Genomic DNA, 6,000 nt, shown 5'->3' on the forward strand with positions numbered 1-6,000 from the left:
ATCTTCTGTGGTCCTCAGTGATCCTCACTAGTCCTCAGTGATCCTCAATCGCCCCGCAGGACATGGGGACGGCACTGGAAATCCCAGCAACCGTCGCCCCTCACCGCTCTGCACTGTTCCTCACTGATCCTCACTAATCTTCGGTGGTCCTCAGTGGTCCTCAGTGATCCTCAGTGATCCTCACTAGTCCTCAGAGGTCCTCAATCGCCCCGCCGGACATGGGGACGGCACTGGAAACCTCAGCAATTGCCATTCCTCAGTGGTCTTCACTGATCCTCACTAATCTTCAGTGGTCCTCAATCGCCCCGCCGGACACGGGGACGGCACTGGAAACCTCAGCAACTGCCATTCCTCACTAGTCCTCGCTAATCCTCACTATTTATAGACGATCGCAACCCCGCGCGGAGGCTAGCCCGCCTCGACACCCTGTGGCCGGAAGGTTTCAAGTCCCGGCGCTTGGCGCCGCCCTTCACATTGACCCTGTTTGCGGTGACATCGCCTAAGACGGGACATGCCTGCGTCTTTCTCGGGCGCTGCAATATCCGCTGTATCTCGCTCTCCGGTAGACGCTCGTCGTCATATAGCAACCCATAATTGACAAACACGTCTTCAAGACCGCGCCACCACCCGTTCTTCACCAAACGGATTCGGCGTTGGCTCAGGACTTTCCGCGGGCCGTATTTGCTCAGATCCGTCCATTCGCAACCCGTTCTCTGTTTTTCGACAAACGCCTGGAATGTCTTCAAGTCGTTCGGTCCTGCCTTGCCGGGCATCACGCGCCGGCAGGCCGCAAAAATTTTGGGCGTAATGTCGGTCTGCCTCCTCTTCTTTTTTGCGGACCCGTCGAGAGCTGCCGAAGGAAGGGGCACCTTCTTCTCCTCGTCTCCATCCCAAGGTTCCCCTTCCTCCAGGACAAAGAGGGTGTCGTCTCCGGCGTCGGACTGTGCAACCATTGCCGTGCCGATGTCAGCAGCCTCGCCACCTGAAACCGCGTCCTCCACCGCCGTATCTTGCGGCCCTGCTTGGCGCCTTAGTCTCTCTGACCGCCTTCTCTTCTTGCCCCGCAACGTGACGAGAGAACCATCGGGAACCGGAGAGGCCGGAGCTGCCGCCATCAGCCCGGACGTGCCGTCATCGCCCATGGCGACGACCTCCTCCCCATCGTCTTGGTCTGTCGGCGGGGCGTCCTCCTCCATCGCCTTGAGCGCTAGCCTTTTTTGGCGGCGCCGTTCTTTCGCTGTCGGGTTACGTGACGTGCCAGAAGAACGGCCGGGAACCGGAGGGGCCGGAGCTGCCGCCACCAGCCCGGATGTGCCGTCATCGCCCATGGCGACGACCTCCTCCCCATCGTCTTGGTCTGCCTGCTGGGTGGCCTCCTGCATCGCCTTGAGCGCTAGCCTTCTTTGGCGGCGCCGTTCTTTCGCTGTCGGGTTACGTGACGTGCCAGAAGAACGGCCGGGAACCGGAGGGGCCGGAGCTGCCGCCACCAGCCCGGACGTGCCGTCATCGCTCATGTCGACGTCCTCCTCTCCATCGTTTTGGCCTGTCGGCGGGGCGTCCTCCTCCATCGCCTTGAGCGCTAGCCTTCTTTGGCGGCGCCGCTCCCTCGCTGTCAGGTTACGCAACGTGACGGGAGCAGGGCCGGGAACCGGAGAGGCCGGAGCTTCCATCGCGAACTCAGGCACGTCGTCATCGCCCATGGCGACGTCCCCATCATGGCCTGCCTGCTGGGCGTCCTCCATCTCCGCGTCGTCGTCCTCGGGCGCGCCGTCATGGTTCATGTCGATGTCCTCATCACCACCTGTCTGATCTGCCTGCAGGACGTCCTCCTCCTCTGCATCCTCCTCCTCGCCGGCGTCGTAATCGCTTCCCTCGGAATTTTCCCATTCCGGGTAGCTCTTCGCCCGCGCCGCTCTGGAAGGCTGTTTTCTCGTTGGTGCCTTCGATACGGCAGCGTGACGGTCGACAGGAAATGAAGCGTCAGGATCGACGTCATCCTCCGGGTTACCCGCCTCGCTCTCGTCGTCGCTCAAGCTGGATGACGGCGGAGAGACTGTCCTCTCTCGCTGCTTTGGCGGCCTTCCCGGTCGCCTTTTGACGACGCCCTGTTGCGCAAGAGGAACTGGTCCGTTTCGCAGCTTCGGCGGCCTTCCCCGTGGTCTTTTTACCGGCGTCGGCCCCTCTCGCAGCTTCGGCGGCCTTCCTCGCGGCCGCTTTCCTGGCGCTCGATTTTCCCGCCGGTTTAGCTGCAACCCGGCGACCAAGCCCTCGGCAAACTCCGCCTTCTTGTCTGTGTTACCCTTGTCATTCTCCGGGGCGAACTCATCCCAAAGAAAGCCGGCAAGTTGGGGCCATTTTCGGAGGCTGCCGTTGGAGATAGGCTTGCGGACCATTCCATTCCTGGACCAGTGAAAACTGCCATCGAGCGCGACGATCATGAGGTGCTGCATAGTGCGGTCCCTGAGGCCGAATGCTTCGTCCGCCTCGATTGCGGTAGCCTTGCAAGGGAAGAGATCGACCCTGATCGGTACTTCGTTATCGCGGCACGTACGCCAGTAGTCCGGCGTGGGCGCGCCATCGTGGCCAATCAACGCAAGCGTCACGTCGCAAAGGGTGAGAGCCGTCTCATTGAGTTCGCGATAGTAATGAATGTAATGCATCGTGAAAAGAATGCGCAGGTGTCGCGAGGGAACGGGGGATTTGGCGATGATGGTTGCGTGACGAAGGGTGACGGGCGCGTGGAGCAATAAATAATTCCGGTCGATCCCCCTGACGCAAACAATTTTTCTGTCGCGTTGTCATTTCGGGTTGCCCCCTCGACTGCGCCGGGCTGAAGCCCGAACCGCTGTTGTTTTGTTCGCCGCGTGGAAACACGAAAATCTGGCCCCTGCGGGGTGCTCTGGAGACGCTATGACCCCCTCCTGCGGCAGTCCCGCCCCCATCTTTTAGCGTGCCCCGCTGGGGCGCACGGAGATTTCGGGCGGCTCGGCAACCCGCCCCGATTGTCCCCCACGGCGGGAAACGATCGGAGCCTGCGCGCCGGCAGGACCCGCACGTTCCGAGCTGCATCGCGGGCCGGAGCCGCACCGCCCCGCCAGGACGAGGCCATGAAGGCGCCCTCGCTGCCTGCGAACCATGGGAGCCCTCAAACACGAACCCTGTCGCGAGCCTGCGAGGCGCCCCAAGGATTTTCAATCCCCGGGCGGCCACCCGGTCTCTCACCGTTGAAGGAGGCCAAACCGGGGACCCGTTGTCGCGCGACAGATGAAACCCGCTGTGGAGAAGCATCGCCCGCGACGGTGGCCTGAACTTTCCAGGCGGCTGCCTCCTTCACCGGCCCTCAGGGCAAACTGGCGGATTATCCTGCATAAAAGAGAAAGAGAGAGGATCTCCAGGGCAAGTCCGGTCCAAGTCCGGTGAACGCCTCGGTCAGCGAACGCCGCCGCTTTCTCCACTATGGCATCCTCTACCGACGTTCCGAATGCCCTCATGTTATTCTTCAAGAAAAAACTGGACAACCTTGCCCTTCAGTTCACATGCGACGGCGGAGAGATCGTATATCTTCGCCTCCGGAGAACCCCCCCTCGCCGGGATGAATGGAGATACTGGAATCGTTATGCGGTTGGACAGCGGATCGCCACGATATTCTGCGTTGAGGAAGAGCAAAATCCCTGGCCGTATTCCCGCAAAGCCTCGGTCCATATCATCGGCGTAGCGAAATACTCGAGTCCCTCGCAGCCTGTGCCGGCCTGTCACCCTCCCCGAAGCATTGAAAATATTATCGGGCTCGCTCTGAGCTGGACTGGATACACCCTGACGAAAGATTGGGACACGGTAGTTGATGAGGCCAACCGCATGTTGGAGGACATTGCAGAGATGCCGCTTCAACAAGTCGACAAAAAGAAGGAGAAATACCGCCAATGGAGGGCGAGATTGCAGGTGAAAATCAACGCGGCTCTGCCGCGACGGGCGAAAGCTGCGGCATCCGGGCGGGGTCCAGCGGGCTTTTCCCGTCATCGAGATCGTTTCCGCCGATCCCGCAGGAGACGACGGGTTGGGAGGAGAAGAAGCGAGTGGCGGGCGGTCGGCCAGTGTTTCTCAGGTCAATGATCGTTATTCTGTTACATGCCGTATCGTCGGTCCGGCCAATACAGACATGGATCCATTCCTGATATTGAAGGTGCCGCGTTTGCCGAGTGCGTGTGACGTGTCCTCCCATTGCGGCAACCGGCTCGCCCGCGTGAGGCTATGAGGTGCTCCAGACCGTACGCGGAGCCAACCATCGGACACGACCTGGGCCGGGAACTCTGCAAGGCGCCCGCAGAGCCTTCGGTGTGCCATGCGGCCACCTGGTCTCCCGGGGTTCAAAACACGAGGCCCCAACCGGAGACCCGGGGCGAGCGCGACGCGCTGTCAACAGGCAAGGGGGGTTGTGAGCTGGCATTGCCCACGACGGTGGCCGGAACGTCCCCGCGAGGCTGCCGCCTCACCGGCTCCGGTCGTGCGGCTCTGCCATGGCAGGGCAGGCTGGCGGGCTATCGTGCATAAAAAGGAGAGAGAGACTCTCCAGGCAAGTCCAGTCCACATTCAGTCAACGCCCTCTGTCAACGGCCACCGTCGCTTTCACCGCCCGTCATCGATACTCCGCCTGTGGCTTTCTGCCGCCCCAAGCTTCGTCATGGAATTCTTTGAAAAGTTTGGACTGGAGGCGCTCAAATTGGAACTCAATTGCCGTAATGGAAAAACTCTTGTCCTTCACTGTCGGAAAGATTTCCCTACGATCGAGGAATGGTCATTCTGGGAGGAATTTTGTTTACAACTAAACGGTACCGTCTTTATAGTCTTCGTCATGGAAGATGAACGGGATCCGGACTGGCCCGACTACCCTTCCACAAATTCTGTAGCTCTTTTGGGCTTAAAATATTACGAGACAACTTCCGAAGGGATCGAAACCGAAGCTTATCGCACCCTTAAAGATGTTTATGAGATGAGCTTGGACTATTTTAAGTTGTGGAAATACGAATATTGGGAACGGGTTCTCCAGGAAGCCCAGGGGACATTGGACGAGCTAAAGGACATGCCGGTCAGCGAGGTTAATCGAAGAAACAAGGAGTTTCATAAGGAACTGAACTCAATCCACGAGCAACGGCGGCGGCGGCAGAGGACCTAGAAGGAACTCCATCCGGGCTTGGGCGTAGGTTTCGTTTGTCTCGTGAGGACATAATCGATGGAAGCCGCTATGGAAGGGGGGGAGGAACCTGGAGTTGGCTTGAAGGGCACATTGTCTCGTATCTCTCCTTAAGTCGCGAAGCTGGAACGAAGGATGGGAGTTGCTGGTTCGGTCAGGAGGAGGAGATGTCGTTCGCTCATTTCAAACGGCTGTTTTCCTGCGGTAATTCTGAATTCATCGGTGAATGGCAGACAAGTCTCTCAACCCTGCATTCCATCATGCTCCCTGGCTGCCTTCCGTCGCCACATCAAGCTCCTCGCTGCGCAGACGGACCGTCTGCATGGCGGCCCAAGCCGCACCTCCATCGTAAATTGCTCAAGCGGCACGCATGTCCGCCTGCGGGCCATGGCAGTTGTCAAACCGGCATCGTATCGAGAGCCTTGCGAGGCGCCCGCAGAGCTTCGGTGTGCCATGCGGCCACCTGGTCTCCCGGGGGGTTGAAAACACGAGGCCGCAAACAGAGGCCTGCGTGCCGCGATAAATGAAACGCGCAGCGGGCAGGTGCGGGTATTGCTGAACCGGCACGCCCGGGATGCCAATGATGGTGACTTCATTCTAGGGCATTTCCAGGAAAAGTGCGTAGCGGTTTCCCGTCCGGAAATGCGTAAAAACAAATAGATAGAGCAGCCGGACTTGGCACTGCGCACAGTACACGACTCAAGTTTGGGGCGTTGAGAGGGATTGGTTTCTGGGAGCGTTCTGGGTCCAGGCATCGCGCGCGTTTTTGGGTTGATTGATGATCCAATCCCTGAGGGTATCGAACCCGATGC

3 protein-coding genes are annotated in these 6,000 nt (G+C 59.6%); 1 reads left to right on the forward strand and 2 read right to left on the reverse strand.

Translation table 11 applies throughout. The annotated features are described in order from the left end of the window. Positions 1–365: 365 nt before the first annotated feature. Complete coding sequence (locus DMO26_RS31335) at positions 366–2,747, reverse strand: hypothetical protein (RefSeq protein ID WP_117196224.1); 2,382 nt, start codon at positions 2,745–2,747, stop codon at positions 366–368. A gap of 745 nt (positions 2,748–3,492) precedes the next feature. After that, on the reverse strand, positions 3,493–4,017 hold the full coding sequence (locus DMO26_RS31345) for a hypothetical protein (protein ID WP_162895148.1): 525 nt from the start codon (positions 4,015–4,017) through the stop codon (positions 3,493–3,495). Between the two features lie 523 nt (positions 4,018–4,540). On the opposite strand from DMO26_RS31345, the gene DMO26_RS31355 reads away from it, so the two are divergent. After that, positions 4,541–5,170 (forward strand): hypothetical protein, encoded by a 630-nt coding sequence (locus tag DMO26_RS31355; RefSeq protein ID WP_162895149.1) that lies wholly within the window; start codon positions 4,541–4,543, stop codon positions 5,168–5,170. Positions 5,171–6,000 lie beyond the last annotated feature (830 nt).

Origin of the sequence: Rhizobium terrae (genome assembly GCF_003425685.1) — a bacterium.
Classification (GTDB): domain Bacteria; phylum Pseudomonadota; class Alphaproteobacteria; order Rhizobiales; family Rhizobiaceae; genus Neorhizobium; species Neorhizobium terrae.

Bases quoted from the DNA above. Each gene is read 5' to 3' on its own strand.
- DMO26_RS31345 (WP_162895148.1), bottom strand. From the start codon at position 4,017: ATGACGGGAAAAGCCCGCTGGACCCCGCCCGGATGCCGCAGCTTTCGC.